At 59.5% G+C, this 21,816-nt stretch carries 18 protein-coding genes; 9 read left to right on the forward strand and 9 right to left on the reverse strand.

Annotation, left to right across the window (positions count from 1 at the left end; genetic code table 11):
- The first annotated feature begins 92 nt into the window (after positions 1–92).
- The 6 genes from menF to menE all read left to right on the forward strand — a co-directional run bounded on the left by menF (position 93) and on the right by menE (position 7,090).
- Positions 93–1,379: an isochorismate synthase MenF gene (gene menF, locus FND52_RS07535; RefSeq protein WP_144130279.1), complete on the forward strand. Its 1,287-nt coding sequence runs from the start codon at positions 93–95 to the stop codon at positions 1,377–1,379.
- Between the two features lie 80 nt (positions 1,380–1,459).
- The gene (gene menD / locus FND52_RS07540; RefSeq protein ID WP_144130281.1) at positions 1,460–3,130 is read left to right on the forward strand and encodes a 2-succinyl-5-enolpyruvyl-6-hydroxy-3-cyclohexene-1-carboxylic-acid synthase; all 1,671 of its coding nucleotides are present in this window, start codon (positions 1,460–1,462) and stop codon (positions 3,128–3,130) included.
- Complete coding sequence (gene menH, locus FND52_RS07545) at positions 3,127–3,897, forward strand: 2-succinyl-6-hydroxy-2,4-cyclohexadiene-1-carboxylate synthase (RefSeq protein ID WP_144130283.1); 771 nt, start codon at positions 3,127–3,129, stop codon at positions 3,895–3,897. Before menD ends, menH begins: the two co-directional genes overlap by 4 nt.
- Positions 3,898–3,906: 9 nt before the next feature.
- Positions 3,907–4,764, forward strand: coding sequence for a 1,4-dihydroxy-2-naphthoyl-CoA synthase (menB, locus tag FND52_RS07550; RefSeq protein WP_144130285.1), 858 nt, complete (start codon positions 3,907–3,909; stop codon positions 4,762–4,764).
- Positions 4,764–5,729 (forward strand): o-succinylbenzoate synthase, encoded by a 966-nt coding sequence (menC, locus tag FND52_RS07555; protein WP_144130287.1) that lies wholly within the window; start codon positions 4,764–4,766, stop codon positions 5,727–5,729. Before menB ends, menC begins: the two co-directional genes overlap by 1 nt.
- The gene (menE, locus tag FND52_RS07560; RefSeq protein WP_144130289.1) at positions 5,726–7,090 is read left to right on the forward strand and encodes an o-succinylbenzoate--CoA ligase; all 1,365 of its coding nucleotides are present in this window, start codon (positions 5,726–5,728) and stop codon (positions 7,088–7,090) included. The genes menC and menE overlap by 4 nt, the downstream gene beginning before the upstream one ends.
- A 1-nt stretch (position 7,091) precedes the next feature.
- On the opposite strand, the gene nudI is transcribed toward menE, so the two are convergent.
- Both nudI and katA read right to left on the reverse strand, forming a co-directional pair.
- Entirely contained in the window at positions 7,092–7,517 is a 426-nt protein-coding gene (gene nudI / locus FND52_RS07565) for a nucleoside triphosphatase NudI (protein ID WP_144130292.1), read from the reverse strand.
- 80 nt (positions 7,518–7,597) lie between these two features.
- Entirely contained in the window at positions 7,598–9,046 is a 1,449-nt protein-coding gene (gene katA, locus FND52_RS07570) for a catalase KatA (protein WP_144130294.1), read from the reverse strand.
- 273 nt (positions 9,047–9,319) lie between these two features.
- Here katA and FND52_RS07575 point away from each other — a divergent pair, with 273 nt between their 5' ends.
- Both FND52_RS07575 and FND52_RS07580 read left to right on the forward strand, forming a co-directional pair.
- Positions 9,320–9,862 (forward strand): YfaZ family outer membrane protein, encoded by a 543-nt coding sequence (locus FND52_RS07575; protein ID WP_125291562.1) that lies wholly within the window; start codon positions 9,320–9,322, stop codon positions 9,860–9,862.
- Positions 9,863–9,955: 93 nt separating this feature from the next.
- Positions 9,956–11,155, forward strand: coding sequence for a nicotinamide mononucleotide deamidase-related protein YfaY (locus FND52_RS07580; protein ID WP_125291563.1), 1,200 nt, complete (start codon positions 9,956–9,958; stop codon positions 11,153–11,155).
- Positions 11,156–11,186: 31 nt separating this feature from the next.
- Here the strand turns inward: FND52_RS07580 and glpC are convergent, their stop codons facing one another.
- The 3 genes from glpC to glpA are packed head-to-tail and all read right to left on the reverse strand — an operon-like array spanning position 11,187 to position 15,245.
- The gene (gene glpC / locus FND52_RS07585) at positions 11,187–12,383 is read right to left on the reverse strand and encodes an anaerobic glycerol-3-phosphate dehydrogenase subunit GlpC (RefSeq protein ID WP_144130296.1); all 1,197 of its coding nucleotides are present in this window, start codon (positions 12,381–12,383) and stop codon (positions 11,187–11,189) included.
- A complete protein-coding gene (gene glpB, locus FND52_RS07590; protein ID WP_144130298.1) occupies positions 12,380–13,636 on the reverse strand; it encodes a glycerol-3-phosphate dehydrogenase subunit GlpB in 1,257 nt (418 codons plus the stop codon). The genes glpC and glpB overlap by 4 nt, the downstream gene beginning before the upstream one ends.
- The gene (glpA, locus tag FND52_RS07595) at positions 13,626–15,245 is read right to left on the reverse strand and encodes an anaerobic glycerol-3-phosphate dehydrogenase subunit A (RefSeq protein WP_144130300.1); all 1,620 of its coding nucleotides are present in this window, start codon (positions 15,243–15,245) and stop codon (positions 13,626–13,628) included. The genes glpB and glpA overlap by 11 nt, the downstream gene beginning before the upstream one ends.
- 263 nt (positions 15,246–15,508) lie before the next feature.
- Between glpA and glpT the strand changes: the two genes are divergently transcribed.
- Entirely contained in the window at positions 15,509–16,861 is a 1,353-nt protein-coding gene (gene glpT, locus FND52_RS07600; RefSeq protein WP_125291571.1) for a glycerol-3-phosphate transporter, read from the forward strand.
- Positions 16,862–16,899: 38 nt separating this feature from the next.
- On the opposite strand, the gene yfaE is transcribed toward glpT, so the two are convergent.
- The 4 genes from yfaE to ubiG all read right to left on the reverse strand — a co-directional run bounded on the left by yfaE (position 16,900) and on the right by ubiG (position 21,709).
- Positions 16,900–17,154 carry a class I ribonucleotide reductase maintenance protein YfaE gene (gene yfaE, locus FND52_RS07605; RefSeq protein ID WP_144130302.1) on the reverse strand — a complete coding sequence of 85 codons (255 nt, stop codon included), beginning with the start codon at positions 17,152–17,154 and terminating at the stop codon, positions 16,900–16,902.
- A 1-nt stretch (position 17,155) separates the two neighbouring features.
- The gene (gene nrdB, locus FND52_RS07610) at positions 17,156–18,286 is read right to left on the reverse strand and encodes a class Ia ribonucleoside-diphosphate reductase subunit beta (RefSeq protein WP_125291573.1); all 1,131 of its coding nucleotides are present in this window, start codon (positions 18,284–18,286) and stop codon (positions 17,156–17,158) included.
- A 54-nt stretch (positions 18,287–18,340) separates the two neighbouring features.
- The gene (gene nrdA / locus FND52_RS07615; protein ID WP_125291574.1) at positions 18,341–20,626 is read right to left on the reverse strand and encodes a class 1a ribonucleoside-diphosphate reductase subunit alpha; all 2,286 of its coding nucleotides are present in this window, start codon (positions 20,624–20,626) and stop codon (positions 18,341–18,343) included.
- Between the two features lie 348 nt (positions 20,627–20,974).
- A complete protein-coding gene (ubiG, locus tag FND52_RS07620; RefSeq protein ID WP_125291575.1) occupies positions 20,975–21,709 on the reverse strand; it encodes a bifunctional 2-polyprenyl-6-hydroxyphenol methylase/3-demethylubiquinol 3-O-methyltransferase UbiG in 735 nt (244 codons plus the stop codon).
- Between the last annotated feature and the right edge of the window lie 107 nt (positions 21,710–21,816).

Here is a 21,816-nt window from a genome sequence, read left to right on the forward strand (position 1 = left end):
CCAGGGGTGAGGCGATATCCCCCAACTAGTGTAATTTTGTTTACCCACCAGACCACGTATAATGCGGGGTTTTTCAGGGAAACGAGGTACACGTGCATTCCATTTCCACCGCGTTGCAGCAAATCGCGCAACAATTGCGCGCAGAATTTCCTGTCTCCCCCGGTGTGCGGCGCTTCGCTGTACCGGTCTCCCTGAATCAAACTGACCCGCTTGCCTGGCTTGCCAGCCAGCCGGTTTATCCACAGTTTTACTGGCAGCAGCGCAACGGCGATGAAGAGGTCGCGGCGCTGGGCGCAAGCCGCCATTTTTCTACTTTTGATGCCGCCCAGGCGTTCCTTGCAAGCCAGTCCGACGCTGCGCTGCGTATCTGGGGATTAAATGCCTTCGATACCGAGCGCAGCGCCCTGTTTCTGCCGCGCCTGGAATGGCGACGACACGGCGGCAGCGTGACCCTGGCGCTGACGGTATGTAGCGACCACTCGCTGGCCGACGATGCCCGCGCCGCGCTGGCGTTTATTGATGCGCTTACCCCCGGCGAACCGCTGCCTACCACGCCGCTTGACTGCGTCGGCGAACGCCATTTCCCCGATCGTGCGGGCTGGACCCAGCTGATTAACCAGGCGACCGACGCCATCGCGGCGGGGCAGTTTGAGAAAGTCGTCGCCGCCCGCGCCAGCGATCTGCAATTTTCATCCCCGGTAAGTGCGGCAGCATTTATGGCGGCCAGCCGCCGCGTCAATCTTCACTGCTACCACTACTTTATGGCGTTCGCGCCGGATGATGCCTTTTTAGGCTCCAGCCCGGAGCGCTTGTGGCGGCGCATCGACAGCGCTCTGCGTACCGAAGCGCTGGCGGGCACCGTGGCGAATCATCCCGATGAAGCGAAGGCCCAGGCGCTGGGCGACTGGCTGATGAAAGACGATAAAAACCAGCGGGAAAATATGCTGGTGGTTGAAGACATCTGCCAGCGCCTGCAAAACGCCGTCAGTTCGCTGGACGTCCTGCCGCCGCAGATTGTCAGGCTGCGCAAAGTGCAGCATCTGCGCCGCTGCATCTGGACCGAACTGCATCAGCCCGACGACAGCCTTTGCCTGCACCAGCTCCAGCCCACGGCGGCGGTGGCGGGCCTGCCGCGTGAACCGGCGCGCCGGTTTATCGCGACCCATGAATCCTTTGTCCGCGAGTGGTACGCCGGGTCCGCTGGCTATCTCTCGTTAAAGCAGACTGAATTTTGCGTCGCTCTGCGCTGCGCCCGTGTTACCCGGCAGACGGTGCGGCTTTATGCGGGCGCGGGTATCGTCGCAGGCTCGCAGCCTGATGAAGAGTGGCAGGAGATCACCAATAAAGCGGCGGGTTTACGCACTTTACTGGTGAGCTAACGCCGGAATCCCGACTCATATCAAAACAGTGAATATCGCGCGCTTTATAATGGAGCGGCAAAATTGATACCGGACAACTTATGTCGACTAGTACTTTCAACCGCCGCTGGGCGACGGTGATCCTCGAAGCCTTAACCCGCCACGGCGTTCGCCATATTTGCATTGCGCCTGGCTCGCGTTCGACGCCGTTGACGCTGGCGGCGGCGGATAATCGCAACCTGACTCACCATACCCATTTTGACGAACGTGGATTAGGGCATCTGGCCCTCGGGCTTGCCAAAGCCAGCGGCGAGCCGGTCGCCGTGATCGTCACGTCCGGCACGGCGGTAGCCAATCTGTATCCGGCGGTGATTGAGGCCGGGTTGACCGGTGAAAAGCTGATCCTGCTCACCGCCGACCGCCCGCCGGAGCTGATTGACTGCGGTGCCAACCAGGCGATCCGCCAGCAGGGTATTTTTTCTTCGCATCCCACCGCGGCGCTGGATTTACCCAAGCCCAGCCCGGAGACGCCCGCCAAATGGCTGGTATCGTCGATTGATTTGCTGTTAGGGCAGCAGCGCGGCGGCGCGTTGCATATCAACTGCCCGTTTGCTGAACCGCTGTACGGCGAGCTGGACGATACCGGCCTCGCCTGGCAGGAGTCGCTGGGCGACTGGTGGCAGGACGATAAACCCTGGCTGCTGGCGGCAGAAGATCACCATGCGGCGCTACAGCACGACTGGGGCGCATGGCGGCGTAAAAAAGGCGTCATCATTGCCGGACGGATGTCCCCGCAGGAGGGCAAACAGCTGGCGGCCTGGGCGCACACCCTCGGCTGGCCGCTGATTAGCGATGTGCTGTCGCAAACCGGGCAGCCGCTGCCCTGCGCCGATTTATGGCTGGCGAATCCCCGCGCTCAGGCGTTACTGGCGCAAGCGCAGATCGTTATCCAGTTCGGCAGTAGCCTGACCGGTAAACGCTTACTGCAATGGCAGGCCAGCTGCCAGCCGCAGGAGTTCTGGCTGGTGGACTCCCTGATTGGGCGGCTCGATCCGGCCCATCACCGCGGGCGTCGGTTAACGGCGCGCATCAGCGAATGGCTGGAGCGCCATCCCGCCGAACCCCGTGCGCCCTGGGCTGAGGAGTTAACCGCGCTGTCGCAAACCGCCTGGCAACTGACGGACGCCGCCACCCGGTCATTTGGCGAAGCGCAACTGGCCCATCGGCTCCCGGCGCTGTTGCCGGAACACGGTCAGCTTTTCGTCGGCAACAGCCTGGTGGTGCGTCTGGTGGACGCGCTGGCGCAGATGCCCCAGAGCTATCCGGTGCTGAGCAACCGCGGGGCCAGCGGCATCGACGGGCTGATTTCTACCACCGCCGGGGTCCAGCGCGGCACCGCGCGCCCGACGCTGGCCATCGTTGGCGATCTCTCGGCGCTGTACGATTTAAACGCCCTGGCGCTGTTGCGCCACGTTTCCGCGCCGCTGGTGCTGATTGTGGTGAACAACAACGGCGGGCAAATTTTCTCGCTGCTGCCCACGCCGGTCAGCGAGCGCGAGCGCTTCTACTGTATGCCGCAAAACGTGTCGTTTAAGCACGGCGCGGCGATGTTTGATCTTGAGTACCGCAACCCAACTACCTGGGAAGAATTGCAAACCGCTGTGAGTGAAGGCTGGCAGCGGCCTCACACTACCGTGGTGGAAATCAACGTGCCCTCGACTGACGGGACGCACACCCTGCAAAACCTGCTGGCGGCGGTCAGCCAGGCATGATCCTGAATGCGACCGCGCGTCCCGGTAAATCCGCCTCGCTGCCCTGGCTCGTCTGGCTGCACGGTTTTCTCGGTAGCCAGCAGGAGTGGCAGCAGGTCGCCGCGGCGTTCAGCGATTACCCGCAGCTGTTTATCGATTTGCCGGGCCACGGCGGCAGCGCCGGGGTGCGCGTCGCCAGTTTCGGGGATACCAACGCGCTGCTCGACGCCACCCTGGCGCATCACGCCGTCGCGCAATACTGGCTGATCGGCTACTCGCTGGGTGGGCGTATCGCCATGCACTACGCCTGCGGCAAACCGCGCTCTGGCTTGCAGGGGCTGATTGTCGAAGGCAGCCATCCAGGGCTGACCGACCCGCAGGAGCGCGAGGCGCGCATCGCTTCGGACAGCCATTGGGCCAGAGAATTTCGTGAAGCACCCCTCGAACAGGTGCTGAATGCCTGGTATCAGCAGCCGGTTTTTGCCAACCTCAGCGCTGCGGCGCGTGCCGAACTGGTCGCGCTGCGGCGGCGCAACCATCCGCAGGCGCTGGCCGATATGCTGGAGGCCACCTCCCTGGGCCGCCAGGCGGATTTACGCGGGCCGCTCTGCCGGTTGCCGCACCCCTTTATCTATTTTTGCGGCGAGCAGGACAGCAAGTTTCGTGGCATCGCCACAACGCTTAACGTGCCCTGCCGCCTGATTACGGCTGCGGGCCATAACGCCCATCGCGAAGCGCCGCTGGCCTTCGCGCAAAGCCTGTCGCCACTTTTGCCTCAACCAGACTAAGGAATCACCATGCTCCATCTCGATGAACAGATGCTGAACGCCCCGATTGAATGGCAGGACTGCTCTGAAGGCTACACCGATATTCGCTATCACAAGTCGCCGGAAGGGATTGCCAAAATCACCATCAACCGCCCGCAGGTGCGTAACGCTTTCCGTCCGATTACCGTGAAGGAGATGATCCAGGCGCTGGCGGATGCCCGCTATGACGACAGCGTTGGCGTGATTATCCTGACCGGCGAAGGCGATAAAGCGTTCTGCTCCGGCGGCGACCAGAAAGTACGCGGCGACTACGGCGGATACCAGGACGACTCCGGCGTTCACCACCTCAACGTGCTGGACTTCCAGCGCCAGATCCGCACCTGTCCGAAACCGGTGGTGGCGATGGTGGCGGGGTACTCCATCGGCGGCGGCCACGTGCTGCATATGATGTGCGATCTGACCATCGCGGCGGAAAACGCCATCTTCGGCCAGACCGGCCCGAAAGTCGGCTCGTTCGACGGCGGCTGGGGCGCATCCTATATGGCGCGCATCGTCGGCCAGAAGAAAGCGCGCGAAATCTGGTTCCTGTGCCGCCAGTACAACGCTCAGGAAGCGCTGGATATGGGCCTGGTTAACACCGTAGTGCCGATTGCCGATCTGGAAAAAGAGACCGTGCGCTGGTGCCGCGAAATGCTGCAAAACAGCCCGATGGCGCTGCGCTGCCTGAAAGCCGCGCTCAACGCCGACTGCGACGGCCAGGCGGGCTTGCAGGAGCTGGCGGGTAACGCCACCATGCTGTTCTACATGACCGAAGAAGGGCAGGAAGGACGTAACGCGTTTAACGAAAAACGTCACCCGGACTTCAGCAAATTCAAACGGAACCCGTAATGCGACAGGCACAACTCTGGCGGTATCAGATACCGATGGACGCAGGCGTTGTGCTTCGCGACCGTCGGCTGAAAACCCGCGACGGTTTACTGGTGCGCCTGGAAGAGAACGGGGCGCAGGGATGGGGCGAAATCGCCCCGTTACCCGGCTTCAGCGCTGAATCGCTGGAAGAGGCGACGGACGCCGCGCTGGCGTGGCTTAACGGCTGGCGGCAGGGCACAGACGCCGCGCTGCCAGATCTGCCCTCGGTAGCATTTGGCCTGAGCTGCGCGCAGGCGGAGCTCAGCGGCGCGCTGTCGAATGCCGCCGACTACCGCGCCGCGCCGCTGTGTACCGGCGATCCCGATGAGCTGTTCGCGCTGCTCAGCGCCATGCCGGGCGAGAAAGTCGCCAAAATCAAGGTCGGCCTGTATGAAGCGGTGCGCGACGGTATGGTGGTGAATCTGCTGCTGGAAGCGATCCCGGATTTGTCGTTGCGCCTTGACGCCAACCGGGGATGGACGCCGCTGAAAGCTGAACAGTTCGCCAGATACGTCAATCCCGATTATCGTCCGCGCATTGCGTTTCTCGAAGAGCCGTGCAAAACCCGCGAGCAGTCACGGGCGTTTGCCGCGCAGACCGGTATCGCCATCGCCTGGGATGAAAGCCTGCGCGAAGCGGATTTTGTGATGCAGGCGGAGCCAGGGCTGAGCGCGGTAGTGATCAAGCCTACGCTTACCGGTAGCCTGGCGCGCGTTCGCGAGCAGGTCGCGGCGGCCCATGCCCAGGGATTAACGGCGGTAATCAGCTCGTCGATTGAATCCAGCCTCGGGTTGACCCAGCTGGCGCGCATCGCCGCCTGGCTGACGCCCAATACTATCCCCGGCCTCGATACCCTGTCGCTGATGCAGGCGCAGCTGGTGCGCGCCTGGCCGGACAGCGCGCTGCCGATCTGGTCCACCGATGCGCTGGAGCCGCTGTTGTGATCTTTACCCAGTGGCCCTGGCAGCACTGGGCGCAGCAGCGCGGCGGCGCGACTGCGCTGACGCTCAACGATCGGGCCCTTAGCTGGCGGCAGCTTTGCCAGCAGGTGGACGCGCTGGCGGCGGGGCTGGCGCAGCAGGGGGTTAGCGAAGGCGCTGGCGTAGCGCTGCGCGGGCGTAACAGCCCGCAGATGGTGCTGGCCTGGCTGGCGCTGATGCAGTGCGGCGCGCGGGTTCTGCCGCTCAATCCGCAGCTGCCGTCGGCGTTGCTTGATGAACTGCTGCCCGCGCTCAATATCGATTACGCGCTGGAACTGGGCTGCGACGCGCTATTGAACCGCTTTCCCGCGCTGGCGCTGACGCCGGGTGAGCCCGCAAAAACAGGCGACTGGCAGCCCAACCGGATCGTCTCAATGACGCTGACCTCCGGCTCTACCGGGTTGCCGAAAGCGGCGGCGCACAGCGCCCGGGCGCATCTGGCGTCGGCGCAGGGCGTGCTGGCGGCGATCCCGTTCCATCCGCAGGATAGCTGGCTGCTGTCGCTGCCGCTGTTTCATGTCTCCGGGCAGGGGATTTTGTGGCGCTGGCTGCTGGCGGGCGCGCAGCTGGCGGTGCGTGAATGCGTTGCGCTGCCTGAAGCGCTGCGCGGCTGCACGCACGCCTCGCTGGTGCCGACGCAGCTGTGGCGTTTACTGAATGACAACCACCCGCTGACCCTCAAAGCGGTGCTGCTCGGCGGCGCGGCGATCCCCGTCGAGTTAACCGATGCAGCTACCGAACGTGGCATCGCCTGCTGGTGCGGCTACGGGATGACCGAAGCGGCGTCTACCGTGTGCGCTAAACGGGCAGACGGTAAACCGGACGTCGGCACGGCGCTGCCGGAACGCACAGTGAAAATCGTCGACGGCGAAGTGTGGCTGCGCTCCGCCAGCCTCGCCAGTGGCTACTGGCGTAATGGAACCCTCGTCCCACTGCTGAATCCCGATGGCTGGTTCGCCACCCGGGATCGCGGTGAAATTCACGACGGGCGGTTAACGGTGCTGGGCCGGATCGATAACCTGTTTTTCAGTGCGGGCGAGGGTATTCAGCCAGAGGAAGTGGAGCGGGTCATTGTTACCCATCCGCAAATCAGCCAGGCGTTTGTGGTGCCGCTGGCGGACAGCGAATTTGGCCATCGTCCGGTGGCGATTGTGGAGGGCGAGGCCGATTTGGATCTCACCAGCCTTGCCGCGTGGGTTAGCGACAAGCTGGCGCGTTTTCAGCAGCCGGTGCGCTGGCTGGCGCTACCGCCGCAATTTAAAAACGGCGGGATTAAAATCTCGCGCCGGGCATTGCAGCAGTGGGTTAACGGCGACCGCGGCTAAATCACAGCAACCCTTTCTTACTCAGCGTGGCGCGCGTCGCCACGTTTAAATCGTAATTCGGAAAGTCTTCCGGCTTCACCCAGGCATGGTCCTGAAACTCCTCGTTCAGCACGATATCCCGGTTAGCCGCCACACAGTCAAAAATCAAATAAATCATGTAGATCTCTTCCTGGCTGCCGTCGGCGTAGGTTTTCATCCGCATGTCGTCGCTGAAGGTCCAGGGCGTCACGCGGGAAATCACTAACTGCTCGCCCAGCTCTTCGGCGATTTCACGGCGCAGCGCCTGCTCCATGGTTTCGCCTGGCTCCATGCCGCCGCCCGAGAGCGCCCACTGGCCGGGGAACACGCCACGGTTATCGGCCATTTTACACAGTAAATATTCGCCCTGGTTTTCGATCAGCGGGCAGACAATAGTCCGTTGACGCATAGTCATATCCTTATTAGTCAGAAGGGGATGAGTGTAACGCGGCGGGGAAAAAAGCGGGAGTCTGAACTCCCGCCTGACGGTTATTTTGCGGCTTTGATGGCGGCCAGCGCGGCAGCGACGCCTGCGCCGTAATCCGGGTGAACTTCGCTAAACAGGCCGATCTGGCGCTGCTGGATAAACTCCGGCACGTCTTTCATATCGCCTGCGATACGCTGGAACATGCGCTGATGCTCTTCGTCGCTCAGCAGTTCAAACAGTTTGCGCGGCTGGCTGAAGTAGTCGGTATCTTCGCGTTGATTCCAGTGGTCCGCTGCGCCTTCAAGGGTCAACGGCGGCTCGCTGAAATCGGGCTGCTCCTGGAACACGCCAAAGCTGTTCGGCTCATAGGTCGGGCCGTTGCCGCTGTTACCGTCCACGCGCATCGCGCCGTCGCGGTGATAGTTATGGAACGGGCAGCGCGGCTTGTTGACCGGGATCTGGTGATGGTTGACGCCTAAACGGTAGCGGTGGGCATCGCCATAAGAGAACAGACGGCCCTGCAACATGCGGTCCGGCGAGAAACCAATGCCGGGCACCACGTTAGCCGGGGACATCGCCACCTGCTCGACTTCAGCAAAGTAGTTATCCGGGTTGCGGTTCAGCTCCAGCTCGCCCACTTCAATCAGCGGATAATCGCCGTGCGGCCAGACTTTGGTCAGGTCGAACGGGTTATACGGCGTTTGCGAGGCTTCCGCTTCCGGCATCACCTGCACATACAGCTTCCAGCGCGGGAAATCACCTTTCTCGATATGTTCGAACAGGTCACGCTGGGAGCTTTCCCGATCTTCCGCGACCAGACGTTTGGCATCGTCATCCATCAGGTTAGCGATGCCCTGCTGGGATTTCAGGTGGAATTTCACCCAGAAGCGCTCGTTGTTGTAGTTGATAAAGCTGAAGGTATGGCTGCCGAAACCGTGCATGGTGCGATAGGAGAACGGCAGGCCGCGATCGCTGAAATCGATGGTTAACTGATGCAGCGATTCCGGTTGCAGCGAGAAGAAATCCCATTTGTAGGTGTTGTTGCGCAGGTTAGTGCGCGGATCGCGTTTTACCACGTGGTTGAGATCCGGGAACTTCAGCGGATCGCGCAGATAGAACACCGGCGTGTTGTTGCCGACCAGATCCCAGTTGCCCTCTTCGGTGTAAAACTTGATGGAGAACCCACGGATATCGCGTTCGGCGTCTGCCGCGCCGCGTTCACCGGCGACCGTGGAGAAACGAATAAACAGGTCAGTTTTTTTACCAATTTGGGAAAAGAGTTTAGCGCGGGTGAAAGCGGTAATGTCATGGGTGACGGTGAAAGTGCCGTAAGCGCCGGAACCTTTCGCGTGCATACGGCGTTCGGGGATCACTTCACGGTCGAAATGGGCTAATTTCTCAAGGAACCAGACATCCTGCAGCAGCATCGGACCACGCGGGCCAGCGGTTGCTACGTTATTGTTATGGGCAACCGGTGCGCCTGCGGCGGTGGTTAGTCCTTTTTTCGTCATCTTATATCTCCTGTATGAATATAACCTTTAGTTCCATGTGGACACTCGATATCAACATGGCGCTAATTTTTAAAACGTGCCTTGATCAACAACAATGTGTCTTCCCCTATTGCAAATATTGGTCCGGGTGTTTCTCTTAAAATGACGTTTATTTTCAATTAATTACACATAACCTATTAATGAAATAGATGGATACATTGATAAGCCGGGGGATAACGGTACAATGCGCCGTTTTACGCAATTTGCGTGGAGTTTTCCGTGGGACGAAATGGAATGAAAAAATTATTGTTAGCCGGCGCAGCCGGATTGATGTTGGTTTCTCTCTCTGCCAGTGCGATTAGCATCAGCGGTCAGGCAGGTGAAAAATACACCAACCTTGCCGTGGGCATGGGTACCGACACCAGCGGACTGGCGCTGAGCGGCAACTGGGCGCATAACGACGATCATGGCGATATCGCTGGACTGGGCCTGGGTCTGAATCTGCCGCTGGGGCCGTTTATGGCGACCGTAGGGGGTAAAGGTATTTATCTGAACCCGAACGCGGGTGATGAAGGGTACGCAGCCGCGGTGGGCGGCGGTCTGAGCTGGAAACTCAGCGACAGCTTCAGCGTGTTTGGCGACTACTACTATTCGCCGGATTCGCTCTCCAGCGGCGTGAACGATTATCAGGAAGCCAGCGCGGGTGCGCGTTTCACGGTGATGCGTCCCATCAGCGTGGAAGCAGGCTACCGTTACATCAACATGACGGGTAAAGATAACGAAGCTGACAGCAAAGTGGCTGACGGCCCGTATGTTGGCGTTAGCGCGCACTTCTAAGCAATCCTGACGCGGCCTTGCGCCGCGTTATCTCCTGCAATTTCTCCGCACGCTTGCGCTATAGTAAGGCGTTCCCATCTCGCGGAGAAAATAATGTTAAAAGTAGAAATGCTGTCAACGGGCGACGAAGTGCTGCACGGTCAAATCGTTGATACCAATGCCGCCTGGCTCGCCGATTATTTTTTTAACCAGGGTGTTCCGCTCTCCCGCCGCAATACCGTCGGCGACAAACTCGAAGATTTAGTGGCCGTGCTGCGCGAACGCAGCCAGCATGCCGATATTCTCATCGTCAACGGCGGCCTCGGCCCAACCAGCGACGACCTGAGCGCCGAAGCCGCCGCCCTGGCGTTGGGCGAAGAGCTGGTACTGCATGAAGAATGGCTGGAACATATGGCGCGCTTCTTTTCCGAGCGTGGCCGCGTGATGGCTCCCAGCAACCGCAAACAGGCGCTGATCCCCGCCAGCAGCGAAATGATCGACAATCCGGTGGGCACCGCCTGCGGATTCGCCATCACCCTCAACCGCTGCCGCATCTTTTTCACGCCGGGCGTTCCCTCTGAATTCAAACAGATGGTGCAACAGGAGATCCTGCCGCGCCTGCAACAGCAGTTTTCACTGCCGTCCGCGCCGGTGTGCCTGCGCTTAACCACCTTTGGCCGTTCGGAAAGCGATCTCGCCCAGAGCCTTGACGGCCTTAGCCTGCCGCCGGATGTGGTCATCGGTTACCGCTCTTCAATGCCGATTATTGAACTCAAACTCACCGGCCCCGGCGAACAGCGCGCGGCGATGGAGGCCCTGTGGCCGGAAATCCGCAAGGTGGCGGGGGAGAGCGTGATTTTTGAAGGCACCGAAGGTTTACCGGCGCAAATTGCCCGCAACCTTAACGAGCGGCAACTGAGCCTGACCCTGAGCGAGCAGTTCACCGGCGGCCTGTTGGCGCTCCAGCTTTCCCGCGAGTCTGCGCCGCTGCTGGCCAGCGAAGTGGTGCCTGCCCAACAGGAAACGCTGACCCAAACCGCCCACTGGACGGCGGAGCGGCGGATTAACCATTTCGCCGGGCTGGCGCTGGCGGTCTCGGGGCTGGAAGAAGATCACCTTAACTTTGCGCTATCCACCCCGGAAGGCACCCACGCCCTGCGGGTGAAGTTCAACACCACCCGTCACAGCGTGCAGGTGCGCCAGGAAGTATGCGCCATGATGGCGTTAAACATTCTGCGCCGCTGGCTGAACGGCAAAGATATCGCCAGCGATCACGGCTGGATTAACGTCGTGGAATCGCTATTTATTGAATAACGGCGTCGCCGGGAGCCTCTCCCGGCGCGCCTTAACCCAGCGCCTGCGCCAGCAGGGTAATCGGATGTTCACAGCGTTTGCTGGTGGACATCTCGATTTGCCATTTGCAGGTTTCGCAGTCGGTGATCACCAGGTCCACGCCGCTCTGTTCAATCTGCTTAAACAGCGGCTCGCCGATGGCTTGCGACGTCGGGTAGTTCTCCGATTTAAAACCGTAGGTACCGGCAATCCCGCAGCAGCGTGAATCCAGTACCAGTACTTCCACACCGGGGATGCGTTTCAGCAATTCCAGGGTGTAAATCGCCCAGCCCATTTTTTCCATATGGCAGGGCGTGTGATAGGCCACGCGCAGCTGCGTCGGCTTAAGATCCAGCGTCGCGCCATTTTCCAGCCGCCGCCACAGGAAGCGGGTCGCCAGTTCGATGCTGTCGCGCAGCGGAGTGGTATCCACGTCCAGCACGTGCGGGTACTCGTCGCGCAGCGTAAAAGTGCAGGTCGACGAGGTGGCGATCACCGGCAGACGGCGTTCAACAATCGCTTCCTCCAGCGAACGGGCGTTTACCCGCGCCTGTTTGCGCGCTTTGTCGACAAAACCGTTGGCGATCAGCGGCACGCCGCAGCACTTCTCTTTGCTCAACAATTCCACGCCGATATTCATGGCGTTGAACACTTTCACCAGGTCTTTGCCGAGGGTGGAGTTGTTGTAATTGACGTAACAGCCGTGGAAAAATGCCACTTTATCGGCAAACTGCGCCTGGGCCGCCGCCTGTTTGCGATACCACTGGCGGAAGGTGCCGAAGGCGTATTTCGGCAGGCTGCGGCGGTGATCGATTTTTAACGCTTTATCCAGCAGCTGGCGCACCGGTTTCATGCCGGTAGCGGCGTTGACCAGCGGCGCAAACGGCGTGGAGAGCGAGCCCATTATGTCGGTATGGCTGAGCAGCGCATCGCGCAGCGACGGGTTATGCGGCGCATATTCCGCCCTGGCGCGTTGAATGATATCGCCGATTTTCACGTCCGACGGGCAGGCCACTTCGCAGCGTTTACAGTTAGTGCAGTATTTCAGCGCCTCGTCGTACAGCGTCGGATCTTTAAGACGCAGCCGCGCGCCGTCCGGCCCGGCCTGTTTCGGCCCCGGATAATGCGGATTGGCGCGGCTCACCGGGCAGGCGGTGGTACACACGGTGCATTTAATGCAGCTTTCGAAACCGGTCTCCCTCAGGCTCATAATCTGCTCCCTGTATCAATGATCTGTTGGGCGGCGTGCAGGGCGGTGATCGCGCAGACGCCCCCGCCACAGCCCTGGGTAATGGGATCGAACCCGCCGAGCACGGTGCCGATGGCGTATACGTTCTCCAGGATTTCACCGTTGCGAGACGGCTGGAGGTGGGCATTGGTTTTCACGCCGATGGACTGCCACGGCTGGGAGTGGAAAAAGTCCGGGTGGCTCCAGTCGCCGTTATTGGCGTAGTCCAGCAGATCCAAATCGAAAATCGCTTCGCGCACCCGCTGGCGTTCGGCCACCAGCCCATTGCTGAAGAAACTGCCGCTGGCGAGCACCACGTGGCGCGCCTGGAGCGCGATATCGCCGTGATTGCGGGTCCACACCTGGTGCAACCCCGCCTCGTTGCGCGTGACGCCGGTTACCGCGTCGCCTTCCATAATAATGCCGCCGGTCTGGCGGAAATAGCGCGCCAGCGCGTTGTACATCCGCATCCCCGGCACCGACGGCGGCAGGGTGGGGATAAAATTCAGCGCGCAGGGCAGGGCGTGCTGTAGTTGCGCCGGAAGGTCCGGCTGTTCCAGACCCACCACGGCGGGCAGCAGCAGCGCATCGTAGCCCGGTGCGAGGGCGGTCAGCTCTTTGAGCAGTTCCGGCGTGTAGCGCGCATCGTCCAGCATCCGGGCGATATTCACCGAGCGGAATTCGCTGGGGTTCTGGCGCAACACGTCCAGTACCGGCAGCGCCAGCTCGCCGGTATCGGCCTCGATACCCTGTTGTTTGAGCTGGTCGGCCACCATCAGCGGTTCAAAATCGAGGAAACCCGCGATACCCACCACGCAAATGCGTTTGCCGGTCAGCGGAGCGCAGGGCGCATCCTGCTGGCTCAGCCACGCCGAGCGCCATTTTCCGAGCGGCGTCAGGCGCGAATGGGCATAGCGCCAGTGGCCCTGCAATGTCAGCCCGGCGCGGGCCAGCAGCGCTTCGGCATGGTCGGCGTAATCCAGCACCGCCGCTGTGCCCAAATGGGCATACGGGTGCTGCGGCGACTGGGTAATTAACTCGCACATCCCGCTTTCGATATCGCCGATCGGCGTGCCGTCGGCGAGATGGCTCAGCAGATCCAGCGAGCCGGATGAGAAGTGCAGGGCGCTCTGGCCCCGGCTGACCATCGCGCAGCGCAGGCCCGCTTCCCCGAGCTTAATGCCGCACAGCAGGCCCGCGAGGCCGCCGCCGATAATCACGCTATCAAATTTCATGGCGCTGCTCCTTTTCCAGACCACATAATCCCTGGTAAACCCAGCGGGTAAATTCCGCCTCGCGTAAGGCATCCCCATAGGCGACGGGGGCAATGCCTTTCCAGCGCTCGTTAAGGAACTGCGACAGCTCGCGGCAGGACTGCATCCCGCTCATCACCCCGAAGCGCTGTAATAGTCCGGCGGCGCGGCAGGCGCACAGCTCGCCCTGACAGGTGCCCATGCCGACGCGGGTGCGGCGGCGTAAATCCACCAGTTTGCTAACGGCGAGCGATTCCACGGCGTAGCGCACTTCGCTGGCGGTGACCGCCTCGCATTCGCACACCAGGCTTTGATTAAGCCGTGCGTCGTTCAGCCATTCGGCTGCGCGTTCACCGTGGCGATACACGGCGGAGCCGCGCAACATGGTCGGCAGGGAGATCACTTTACGCAGCGTGGCTTCAGGCTCTTCACGCGAGCCGGGCAGCGGCGTATCGGCGGTGGTGCAGGGCGTGGTGTTACCCAGTTTGCGGCATACCGCGTCGGTGGCCCATTCCGCCATCAGCCGGTAAGTCATCAGTTTGCCGCCGGTAATGGTGATGAAACCTTCAAGGCCGTCGCGCCCGGCGTGGTCCAGCAGCACAATACCGCGGCTGACGTTGCGTCCGCTGGGATCGTCATCGGTAGCCACCAGCGGCCGTACCCCGGAGTAGGCGCGCAGAATGCGGGTTTGCGCCATGCGCGGAGCCAGCTTCGCCCCTTCGCGCAGCAGAATGTCCACTTCGCTGGCGGTGACGCGGGTATTGTCGATTTGGTCGTAGTCGACGCGGCTGGAGGTGGTGCCAATCAGCGAAATGGTATCGCCGGGCACCAGAATGTCGGCGTCGGCGGGCTTGCGGCAGCGGTTAATGACGTGCTGATTAATGCGATGCCCGAGTATCAGTAACGCCCCTTTAGCGGGCAGCATACGGATGCGTAAATCGGCGTACTCGGCGATGTGCGCTCCCCAGATCCCGGCGGCGTTCACCACCACGTCTGCGTAGATTTCGCGCGTTTCACCGTGCTGGTGGTCGAAAACGCGCACGCCGCGAACGCGATCGCTTTCGCGGATCAGGCCGGTGACTTCGTGCCAGGTATACAGCAGCGCGCCGTGTTCGCGCGCATCCAGCATATTGGCGGTGGTCAGACGGAACGGGTCGACGGTGCCGTCGGGTACCCGCACGCAGCCCACCAGCGCCGGGTTAACGCTGGGCTCAATTTTCAGCGCCTCCTGCGGGGTGAGTAATTCAGTGTCGATATCCGCTTGCTGGCAGGCGTTGATAAACTGGTTCTGCCATTCAAAGGAGTCTTCGGGCAGGGTAATGAACAGCCCGCCGGTGAGTTCAACGCAGTGGCGGGCCACTTTTTTCAGGATGCGGTTTTCCGCAATGCACTCTCTTGCTGATTCCGGATCGTTAACCGCGTAGCGCGCGCCGCTGTGCAGTAATCCGTGGTTGCGCCCGGTCGCACCGGTGGCGAAGTCCTGGCGCTCCAGTAAGATGGCCCTGAGGCCGCGTCGCGCGCAGTCTCTGGCGATACCCGCGCCGGTCGCGCCGCCGCCGATAATCACCACATCCGCTTGTTCTGGTCCCATCGCCTTGTCCTCTCAACACTCTGCTGTTTTAACTATTTAGCCACATTATTGATGTGGTTTGTTTGATAACGAGCAAATTCGAACGAAAAACGAAAGTTATGTGACTATGGATGCACCTTTTTGCGCGATTGTAATAAAAATGAAACAATATGTGCGATGTTTCACATCATTTGCAGTGAATTTTGATTACCATCACGCTCGGAAAAGAAAATTTCCGCTGTTTTTTGTTTTCGTTGAGTACTTATCTGGGCCTGGAGAGAGCAATGCTAAGTATCTTTAAGCCTGCGGCGCATTCGGCAAGACTGCCTGCAGAAAAGATCGATCCCGTTTACCGCCGGTTACGCTGGCAGATTTTCATGGGGATATTTTTTGGGTACGCGGCCTATTATCTGGTGCGAAAAAACTTCGCGCTGGCGATGCCGTATTTGATTGAACAGGGATTTTCACGCGGGGATCTGGGTTTTGCGCTGTCGGGCATTTCCATTGCTTACGGCTTCTCGAAGTTCATTATGGGTTCGGTGTCTGACCGCTCCAACCCACGGGTGTTTTTACCCGCTGGCCTGATCCTGGCGGCGGCGGTGATGTTGTTTATGGGTTTCGTGCCCTGGGCGACATCGAGCATTGCGATTATGTTCGTGCTGCTGTTCCTGTGTGGCTGGTTCCAGGGGATGGGGTGGCCGCCGTGCGGACGCACCATGGTGCACTGGTGGTCGCAGAAGGAGCGCGGCGGGATTGTATCGGTGTGGAACTGCGCCCATAACGTGGGCGGCGGTATTCCTCCGCTGTTGTTCCTGCTGGGCATGGCTTGGTTTAACGACTGGAAAGCGGCGCTGTATATGCCGGCTTTCGGGGCCATCATCGTGGCGCTGTTCGCGTTTGCGCTGATGCGTGATACCCCGCAGTCGTGCGGCCTGCCGCCGATTGAAGAGTACAAAAACGACTATCCGGATGACTACAGCGACAAGCACGAAGAAGAGCTGACTGCGAAGCAGATCTTTATGCAGTACGTGCTGCCTAACAAACTGCTGTGGTATATCGCGATTGCCAACGTGTTTGTCTATCTGCTGCGTTACGGCATTCTCGACTGGTCACCGACCTATCTGCGTGAAGTAAAGCATTTCGCGCTGGATAAATCCTCCTGGGCCTACTTCCTGTATGAGTATGCGGGGATCCCGGGTACGCTGCTGTGCGGCTGGATGTCGGATAAAGTGTTCCGTGGCAACCGTGGCGCGACCGGCGTGTTCTTTATGACGCTGGTGACCATTGCGACCATCGTTTACTGGCTCAACCCGCCGGGTAACCCGCACGTGGATATGGCCTGTATGATCGTGATTGGCTTCCTGATTTACGGCCCGGTAATGCTGATTGGGCTGCATGCGCTGGAGCTGGCACCGAAAAAAGCGGCGGGGACGGCGGCGGGCTTCACCGGCCTGTTCGGCTATCTCGGCGGCTCGGTTGCTGCGAGCGCCATCGTCGGGTACACCGTGGACTTCTTCGGCTGGGACGGCGGCTTTATGGTGATGATCGGCGGCAGCATTTTAGCGGTGCTGCTGTTGATTGTGGTAATGCTTGGTGAGCGTAAGCATCACCAGGAAGTGCTCGCGAAACGCGGGTAATAAAAAAGGCTGAGCTTACGGGCTCAGCCTTTTCCATTCTACAGTTCGATTTCAATATCGCCCTGCGCCCGGCAACAGCAGGGAAGAATGTCCCCCGGTTCGATAAACGCCAGCGGCTCAATCAGCCAGGTGACTTCACCGGCATGCAGGCGGGTACGGCAAGAACCGCAATACCCTTCACGACACTGATACTCCACCGCAATCTTATGCGACTCCAGCGCCGCCAGCAGGGAAGGGTGTTCATCCTGGCACAGTAGCTGTGCGCCCGAGAGCCGAAGCGTAATACGGCCCATCTTAAAGCTGGAAGTTGCTCAGATCGTCGGTATCGACTTCCGAGTCGATCTGGCCGACCAGGTAAGAACTCACTTCCACTTCCTGCGGGGCAACCTGCACGTTATCGGACACCAGCCAGGTGTTGATCCACGGAATCGGGTTAGAACGGGTTTTGAACGGCAGATCGAGACCCACCGCCTGCATGCGGATATTGGTGATGTACTCCACGTACTGGCACAGGATGTCTTTGTTCAGGCCGATCATCGAGCCGTCGCGGAACAGGTAATCCGCCCACTCTTTTTCCTGCTGCGCCGCCAGCACGAACAGATCGTAGGATTCCTGTTTGCACTCTTCGGCGATTTCTGCCATCTCCGGGTCATCCGCGCCGGAGCGCATCAGGTTCAGCATGTGCTGGGTACCGGTCAGATGCAGGGCTTCATCGCGGGCGATCAGGCGAATGATTTTGGCGTTGCCTTCCATCAGTTCGCGCTCGGCGAAGGCGAAGGAGCAGGCGAAGCTGACGTAAAAGCGAATCGCTTCCAGCGCGTTGACGCTCATCAGGCACAGGTACAGCTGCTTTTTCAGGTTACGCAGATTAACGGTCACGGTTTTGCCGTTAACGGTATGAGTGCCTTCACCCAGCAGATGCCAGTAGCTGGTCATCTCGATCAGGTCGTCGTAGTAGCCGGAGATATCTTTAGCGCGCTTTAAGATCTCGTCGTTGGTGACGATATCGTCAAACACAATCGCCGGATCGTTAACGATGTTGCGGATGATATGGGTATACGAGCGCGAGTGGATGGTCTCAGAGAACGCCCAGGTTTCGACCCAGGTTTCCAGCTCGGGAATAGAAATCAGCGGCAGCAGCGCCACGTTCGGGCTGCGGCCCTGAATGGAGTCCAGCAGCGTCTGGTATTTCAGGTTGCTGATGAAGATATGTTTTTCGTGATCCGGCAACGCCTGGTAATCGATACGGTCGCGGGAAACGTCCACTTCTTCAGGACGCCAGAAGAAGGAAAGTTGCTTTTCGATCAGCTTTTCGAAGATGTCATATTTTTGCTGATCGTAGCGGGCCACGTTAACCGACTGGCCAAAAAACATCGGCTCCAGCAGCTGGTCGTTTTTGGTCTGTGAAAAGGTGGTGTATGCCATGAATAAGAGTCCTGTCTTACGGAATAAAGGCGGGGAAATCCCCGCCCTGATTTTTTAGATTTTGCACGCGCCGCTTTCGCAGCCGTCATCCTGAATCGACGGGGCCAGATCGTCCTGCGCATCCTCCGCGCCGTCGCGGGTGTTTTGATAGTACAGGGTCTTCACGCCGAATTTATAGGCGGTGAGCAAGTCTTTCAGCAGTTGCTGCATCGGCACTTTGCCTGACGGGAAACGCGTCGGGTCATAGTTGGTGTTGGCCGAAATCGCCTGGTCGATAAACTTCTGCATGATGCCGACCAGTTGCAGGTAACCGTCGTTGCCCGGCATCTCCCACAGCAGTTCGTAGTTGTCTTTCAGCAGCTCGTAGTCCGGCACCACCTGACGCAGAATGCCGTCTTTGGAGGCTTTAATGCTCACGTGGCCGCGCGGCGGCTCAATGCCGTTGGTGGCGTTGGAGATCTGCGACGAGGTTTCAGACGGCATCAGCGCAGAAAGCGTGGAGTTGCGCAGGCCGTGGGTTTTGATCGACTCGCGCAACGCTTCCCAGTCCAGATGCAGCTTCTCGTTGGTAATGCCGTCGAGATCCTTTTTATAGGTATCAATCGGCAGAATGCCCTGGCTGTAGGTAGTTTCGTTGAACCACGGGCAGGCGCCTTGCTCTTTCGCCAGCTCGTTTGAGGCTTTCAGCAGATAGTACTGAATGGCTTCAAAGGTTTTGTGCGTCAGGTTATTGGCGCTGCCGTCGGAGTAACGCACGCCATGTTTCGCCAGGTAGTAAGCGAAGTTAATCACGCCGATGCCGAGAGTACGACGGCCCATCGCGCCGCGTTTCGCCGCCAGAATCGGGTAGTCCTGATAATCCAGCAGGGCATCCAGCGCGCGCACCGCCAGGGTCGCCAGCTCTTCGAGATCGTCCAGAGAGTCGATCGCGCCGAGGTTGAACGCCGACAGGGTACACAGGGCGATTTCGCCGTTTTCGTCGTTAACGTCTTCCAGCGGTTTGGTCGGCAGGGCGATTTCCAGGCACAGATTGGACTGGCGCACCGGCGCGACAACCGGGTCGAACGGGCTGTGAGTGTTGCAGTGATCAACGTTCTGGATGTAGATACGGCCAGTCGAGGCGCGCTCCTGCATCATCAGCGAGAACAGTTCGACCGCTTTAATGCGCTGTTTGCGGATGCTGTCGTCTTTTTCGTATTTGGTGTACAGACGCTCGAATTCGTCCTGATTGGCGAAGAACGCGTCATACAGGCCCGGGACGTCGGACGGGCTGAACAGGGTAATGTCTTCGCCCTTCAGCAGACGGGTGTACATCAGCTTGTTGATCTGCACGCCGTAGTCCATATGGCGCACGCGGTTGCCTTCCACGCCACGGTTGTTTTTCAGCACCAGCAGGCTTTCCACTTCCAGATGCCACATCGGGTAGAACAGCGTCGCCGCCCCGCCGCGTACGCCGCCCTGAGAGCAGGATTTCACCGCGGTCTGGAAATGCTTGTAGAACGGGATGCAGCCGGTGTGAAACGCTTCGCCGCCGCGGATCGGGCTACCCAGCGCGCGGATGCGGCCGGCGTTGATGCCGATACCGGCGCGTTGGGAAACGTATTTCACAATGGCGCTGGAGGTGGCGTTGATAGAATCCAGGCTGTCGCCGCACTCGATCAGCACGCAGGAGCTGAACTGGCGGGTTGGGGTGCGCACGCCGGACATAATCGGCGTCGGCAGCGAGATTTTGAACAGCGAGACCGCGTCATAGAAGCGCTTCACGTAGTCCAGACGGGTTTCACGCGGGTAGTTAGAGAACAGGCAGGCCGCCACCAGCATATACAGGAACTGGGCGCTCTCGTAGATTTCGCCGGTGACGCGGTTCTGCACCAGGTATTTGCCTTCCAACTGCTTCACGGCGGCGTAGGAGAAGTTCATATCACGCCAGTGATCGATAAAACCGTCCATCTGCTGGAACTCTTCTTCCGTGTAGTCTTCCAGCAGATGACTGTCGTATTTGCCGAGCTCAATCATCTTCACAATGTGATCGTAAAGTTTCGGCGGCTCGAACTGGCCGTAGGCTTTTTTACGCAGGTGGAAAATCGCCAGGCGGGCAGCCATGTACTGGTAGTCCGGCGCGTCGCGGGAGATCAGATCCGCCGCGGCTTTGATGATGGTCTCATGGATATCGGAAGTCTTGATGCCGTCATAAAACTGGATATGGGAACGTAACTCGACTTGCGAGACCGATACGTCCTTTAACCCTTCCGCAGCCCAGTCGAGGACGCGATGGATTTTATCCAGATTGATGCGCTCCTGGCGGCCGTCGCGTTTTGTAACCAGCAGACTCTGATTCATGTTTACCTGTCCGTGAATGTCCGTGAAAAAAGAAATATCCCCCCGTTTATCCACAATTCGGCTTATGTGGCTAAGCCTGTGGATAAATACTATATATGGGGGCTATGAGATAAGTGAGACGCTATATGGTGAGTATTCTAGTTGGGATTCTTTTCAGAACAAGGGTTGATTTTGATGTTAATTTGCGGTTACCAAACCTGGTTTTTGGCTAAGTGCAGGTGCCATAAGGGCTAAGGGCACTGTCAATAACTTAGAAAAAAATTTCAAAATTTGATCGAGTGCCGATTTCCTGGCCGTTACGGTAAATTGCGCAACGCAATGCTGCGCAATCATGAGATCAAAAAGTGATTACTGATTCTGATTTTTTGCCTGGGTGTGCAACATATAGTTAACATCTACCCCTGGTCCAAGGCTGAAACGGTTGGTCAGCGGGTTAAAATGCAGCCCGGTCATATGGCGCTCCTGAAGCGGCGTATGATCCACCCAGTTCAGCAGTTCGGCGGGCTTGATAAATTTCTTAATATCGTGGGTACCCTTCGGCACCATGCGCAGAATGTACTCAGCGCCGACCACCGCCATCAGCCAGGATTTGCCGTTGCGGTTAAGCGTGGAGAAGAACACATGGCCGCCAGGCTTCACCAGTTGGGCGCAGGCGTTGACCACCGAAGCCGGGTCCGGCACGTGCTCCAGCATCTCCATGCAGGTTACCACGTCATACTTCTGCGGGTGCTGCGCCGCATGTTCTTCCACGGTTTCCTGCACGTAATCTACCGCCACGCCGCTTTCCAGCGCATGCAGACGCGCCACCTGCAACGGCTCTGCGCCCATATCCAGCCCGGTCACGTTTGCGCCCTGGCGCGCCATGCTCTCGCTCAGGATGCCGCCGCCGCAGCCGACGTCCAGTACGGTTTTGCCAAACAGGCCGCCTGCGCGCTCGGTGATATAGCCCAGGCGCAGCGGGTTAATACGGTGCAGGGGCTTGAACTCGCCTTCGGTGTCCCACCATTGCGAGGCCACGGCTTCAAATTTGGCGATTTCGCCCCGATCGACGTTATGCCCGACCGGCGGTTTTTCGGCATTCATCAGCGCTGTTACTCCTTTAGTTTCAATTCTCCGGAGTATAACAGGCGAGGGCGGCTAATAAACCCTTATCCCCGGTCATTCGACTTACCGGAATCAGGCGCACTGTG

This window comes from Atlantibacter subterraneus (assembly GCF_007570865.1).
GTDB lineage: Bacteria > Pseudomonadota > Gammaproteobacteria > Enterobacterales > Enterobacteriaceae > Atlantibacter > Atlantibacter subterraneus.

Coding starts and splice junctions, on each gene's coding strand:
- menD (WP_144130281.1), top strand. CDS start 1,460: ATGTCGACTAGTACTTTCAACCGCCGCTGGGCGACGGTGATCCTCGAA.
- menH (WP_144130283.1), top strand. CDS start 3,127: ATGATCCTGAATGCGACCGCGCGTCCCGGTAAATCCGCCTCGCTGCCC.
- menB (WP_144130285.1), top strand. CDS start 3,907: ATGCTCCATCTCGATGAACAGATGCTGAACGCCCCGATTGAATGGCAG.
- menC (WP_144130287.1), top strand. CDS start 4,764: ATGCGACAGGCACAACTCTGGCGGTATCAGATACCGATGGACGCAGGC.
- nudI (WP_144130292.1), bottom strand. CDS start 7,517: ATGCGTCAACGGACTATTGTCTGCCCGCTGATCGAAAACCAGGGCGAA.
- katA (WP_144130294.1), bottom strand. CDS start 9,046: ATGACGAAAAAAGGACTAACCACCGCCGCAGGCGCACCGGTTGCCCAT.
- FND52_RS07575 (WP_125291562.1), top strand. CDS start 9,320: ATGAAAAAATTATTGTTAGCCGGCGCAGCCGGATTGATGTTGGTTTCT.
- FND52_RS07580 (WP_125291563.1), top strand. CDS start 9,956: ATGTTAAAAGTAGAAATGCTGTCAACGGGCGACGAAGTGCTGCACGGT.
- glpC (WP_144130296.1), bottom strand. CDS start 12,383: ATGAGCCTGAGGGAGACCGGTTTCGAAAGCTGCATTAAATGCACCGTG.
- glpB (WP_144130298.1), bottom strand. CDS start 13,636: ATGAAATTTGATAGCGTGATTATCGGCGGCGGCCTCGCGGGCCTGCTG.
- glpA (WP_144130300.1), bottom strand. CDS start 15,245: ATGGGACCAGAACAAGCGGATGTGGTGATTATCGGCGGCGGCGCGACC.
- glpT (WP_125291571.1), top strand. CDS start 15,509: ATGCTAAGTATCTTTAAGCCTGCGGCGCATTCGGCAAGACTGCCTGCA.
- yfaE (WP_144130302.1), bottom strand. CDS start 17,154: ATGGGCCGTATTACGCTTCGGCTCTCGGGCGCACAGCTACTGTGCCAG.
- nrdB (WP_125291573.1), bottom strand. CDS start 18,286: ATGGCATACACCACCTTTTCACAGACCAAAAACGACCAGCTGCTGGAG.
- nrdA (WP_125291574.1), bottom strand. CDS start 20,626: ATGAATCAGAGTCTGCTGGTTACAAAACGCGACGGCCGCCAGGAGCGC.
- ubiG (WP_125291575.1), bottom strand. CDS start 21,709: ATGAATGCCGAAAAACCGCCGGTCGGGCATAACGTCGATCGGGGCGAA.